Annotated in this window: 3 protein-coding genes; 1 reads left to right on the forward strand and 2 read right to left on the reverse strand. The window is 72.1% G+C overall.

Translation table 11 applies throughout. From position 1 onward, the window contains the following. Positions 1 to 182: 182 nt before the first annotated feature. The gene (locus N1F89_RS20390) at positions 183 to 836 is read right to left on the reverse strand and encodes a hypothetical protein (protein WP_290086321.1); all 654 of its coding nucleotides are present in this window, start codon (positions 834 to 836) and stop codon (positions 183 to 185) included. Between the two features lie 280 nt (positions 837 to 1116). On the opposite strand from N1F89_RS20390, the gene N1F89_RS20395 reads away from it, so the two are divergent. Beyond that, positions 1117 to 2832, forward strand: coding sequence for an electron transfer flavoprotein-ubiquinone oxidoreductase (locus N1F89_RS20395; RefSeq protein ID WP_290086322.1), 1716 nt, complete (start codon positions 1117 to 1119; stop codon positions 2830 to 2832). Here the strand turns inward: N1F89_RS20395 and N1F89_RS20400 are convergent. Continuing rightward, positions 2817 to 3536, reverse strand: a 720-nt coding sequence (locus N1F89_RS20400; protein ID WP_290086323.1) for an endonuclease/exonuclease/phosphatase family protein, incomplete at its 5' end; no start/stop codon positions are given. The genes N1F89_RS20395 and N1F89_RS20400 overlap by 16 nt on opposite strands.

Consider the following 3536-nt stretch of genomic DNA (forward strand, 5'->3'; position numbering starts at 1 on the left):
CGTGCTCGGCGAAGCGGTCGACCGGCGCGTCGGTCAGCGCCTCGTCGACGCCGGCATCGGCATAGAAGGCGAGCAGCGCGGCAAGCGCGGGCCGGTCCGTCTGGCTTTCTCTCATGCCGTCGATTGTCACGCCCCGCCGTGCGAATGCAAGCGGCAAAGGAGGCCGCCGCCCGCCGCCGCGCTCAGGAATAGGGAATGCGCGGGTCCTGCACGAGATAGAACTCGGCCACCGGCGTGAAGTCGGTGACGAGAAAGCGGAAGACCGCCGTCTCGCCGGGGTCGGTCTTGCCGCCGCGAAAGACGAGCCGGTCCTCCGGCTCGAAATCGCTGTCGTGCAGCGCGAAGGCGTCGGAGCCGACCCGCTGCGAATCCGCCCGGCGCTGGTCGAAGGACAGCCCGTCGCCATAGCCGCTCGCCTCGCCCCGCACCTCCTGCAGCTCGAAGCCGAAGGCGACCCAGGCCGCGCCGCTGCCGTTGACCGTCTCCAGCCGCAGATAGAGAAAGCCGTTCGCCGGGTCGCCGGCCATGGCGAAGGGGCGGATGACGCGGGTGGCGCGGATCACCAGCGTCACCGGGCTCGCCGAGGCGAGTTCCTGCACGATGACGACCGGATCCGAGCGCGTGCCGGTGCCGGAGACGGCGCGGATGGTGAAACCGCCGAGCTCGTCGGAGAAGGCGTAGGCGCCGGCATGCCAGCGGCCGTCGTCGCCCGGTCCCGCGCCGGCGACGAACGGGACGACGAGCAGGAGGAGAAGGAGCCGGGCACACGCTGTCAGCGGTCCTCCTTTCCGGCGGCCGCGGTCAGGCCTTCGGGCCGGCGCCGCCATCCCCAGCATACACCGCCGCCGCGCCCTTGCCGAGCGCCGCGCCGAAGCCATGCGCGAAACGCCGGCCCGGCGCCGCGGCAGCCGGCCGCATGGCAGGCGGCGCGGCGACGGGTTGATTGACCTTTACGTCAAGGTAAAATGTTTGCCCGTCGCCCCGATGGCAGCGTGCGGCGCCGCGCGCAAGCAGCGGTTTCGCCGCCCGGTCGGATGCGCTATAGCGCGGCGAGGCGACAGGCCGGCAGGTTCTCGGGTCCGACCGCTATGGTCGCGGCGGCAGGCGGAGGTGTTGATGAGCGAGAGCGAACGCGAAAGCATGGAGTTCGACGTGGTGATCGTCGGCGCGGGGCCGGCGGGGCTGGCCGCGGCGATCAGGCTCAAGCAGCTCGAGCCGGAGCTTTCCGTCGTCGTGCTCGAAAAGGGCGGCGAGGTCGGCGCGCACATCCTGTCGGGCGCGGTGGTCGATCCCGTGGGCATCGACCGGCTGCTGCCCGACTGGCGCGACGACCCCGACCATCCCTTCAGGACGCCGGTGACGGCCGACCACTTCCTGGTGCTCGGGCCGTCCGGCTCGATGCGGCTGCCCAACGTGCTGATGCCGCCGCTGATGAACAACCACGGCAACTACATCGTCTCGCTCGGCAATGTGTGCCGCTGGCTGGCCGGCCGTGCCGAGGCGCTCGGCGTCGAGGTCTATCCGGGCTTCGCGGCGGCGGAAGTGCTTTACGACGACGACGGCGCGGTCGTCGGCGTGGCGACCGGCGACATGGGCGTCGAGGCGGACGGCTCGCGCGGCCCCAACTACCAGCCCGGCATGGCGCTGCTCGGCAAGTATGTGCTGATCGGCGAGGGCGTGCGCGGCTCGCTCGCCAAGCAGCTCATCGCCCGCTTCGGCCTCGACGAGGGCCGCGAGCCGCAGAAATACGGCATCGGCCTGAAGGAGCTGTGGGAGGTCCGGCCGGAGAACCACCGTCCCGGCCTGGTGCAGCACAGCTTCGGCTGGCCGCTCGATTCGCGCACCGGCGGCGGCTCCTTCCTCTACCACCTGGACGACAACAAGGTCGCCGTCGGCTTCGTCGTCCACCTCAACTACAAGAACCCCTACCTGTCGCCCTTCGAGGAGTTCCAGCGCTTCAAGACGCATCCGGCGATCCGCGGCACCTTCGAGGGCGGCAAGCGCGTCGGCTACGGCGCGCGCGCCATCAGCGAGGGCGGCTGGCAGTCGGTGCCCAAGCTGGTCTTCCCGGGCGGCGCGCTGATCGGCTGCTCAGCCGGCTTCGTCAACGTGCCGCGCATCAAGGGCTCGCACAACGCCGTGCTGTCGGGCATGCAGGCGGCCGAGCACGCCGCCGAGGCGATCGCCGCCGGGCGCGCGCATGACGAGCTGACCGGCTACGAGGAGGGCTGGCGCGGTTCCGAGGTCGGCCGCGACCTGAAGAAGGTGCGCAACGTCAAGCCGCTGTGGTCGCGCTTCGGCACGCTGCTCGGCGTCGGCATAGGCGGCTTCGACATGTGGCTCAACCAGCTCCTCGGCCTGTCGCTGTTCGGCACGCTGGGCCACGGCAAGCCCGACCACGCGGCGACCGAGCCGGCGGCGCGGCACAAGCCGATCCGCTATCCCAAGCCCGACGGCGCGCTGACCTTCGACCGGCTGTCCTCGGTGTTCCTGTCGAACACCAACCACGAGGAGAACCAGCCGGTGCACCTGCAGGTCGGCGACATGGCGCTGCAGAAGAGCTCGGAGTTCGCCGTCTTCTCCGGCCCGTCCTCGCGCTACTGCCCGGCCGGCGTCTACGAATGGGTCGACGCCGACGGCAACGCGCTGGCTGGCGGCCCGGGTGCTGCGGAAAAGGGCGGCGCGGCCGGCAAGCCGGACGGCGAGGCGCGCTTCGTCATCAACGCGCAGAACTGCGTGCACTGCAAGACCTGCGACATCAAGGACCCCAACCAGAACATCAACTGGGTGCCGCCGCAGGGCGGCGAGGGGCCGGTCTACCAGAACATGTGAGGCCGCGCGCCCGCCAGGCGCGGGCCGGCCGGCCGTTCCTGCGGCAGCAGCGCGAAGTCGAACAGCACCGGCAGGTGGTCCGATCCCGCCGCCGCGAGGCGCCGGGCGGCGAGCGGCAGGACGGCGCCCTTGACGAGCACGTGGTCGATCGGCAGGCCGAGCGCCGGGCGCAGCGCGCCGGGCAGCGCGCGGTGCAGCCAGGTCGGCCCGATGCCGCGCACCATCGTCAGCCCGCCGGCCGCCGCCAGCCGCGTCGCCGTCTCGCTCCACGGCGCGGCGTTGAGGTCGCCGGCGACCAGCGCGGTCTCGCCGAGCGTGCCGAGCGGCGCGGCCAGCCGCGCCACCTGGCCGTGCTGGCCGTACGGCCACGGCCAGCCGAGATGCACCGCCGCCACCTTGAGCGAGCGCGTCTCGTCGAGCCACACGCCGGCGATCGCCAGCGCGCCGCGCTCGTGGCACTGCGGCGGCCAGCGGTAGTCGAAGCGCCGGCGCGACAGGATCGCCACGCCGCCGATCAGCGCGCCCGGCCGGCAGAAGACGCGGTAGGGGTAGTCGTCTTCCGTCGCGCGCAGCGCCTCGCGCCAGGCGCTCGACACCTCGTTGAGCGTCACCACGTCGGGCGCCGTCTCCGCGATCAGCGCCAGGACGGCGTCGGCCGAGCGGTTGTCGTAGCGCAGGTTGAGCTGCAGCAGCCGGTGCCGCTC

Source organism: Aquibium sp. A9E412, from assembly GCF_030398335.1.
Taxonomy (GTDB): domain Bacteria; phylum Pseudomonadota; class Alphaproteobacteria; order Rhizobiales; family Rhizobiaceae; genus A9E412.

What these genes read in the sequence shown, in the direction of transcription:
- N1F89_RS20390 (WP_290086321.1), bottom strand. Translation starts at nt 836, where the DNA reads ATGCTGGGGATGGCGGCGCCGGCCCGAAGGCCTGACCGCGGCCGCCGG.
- N1F89_RS20395 (WP_290086322.1), top strand. Translation starts at nt 1,117, where the DNA reads ATGAGCGAGAGCGAACGCGAAAGCATGGAGTTCGACGTGGTGATCGTC.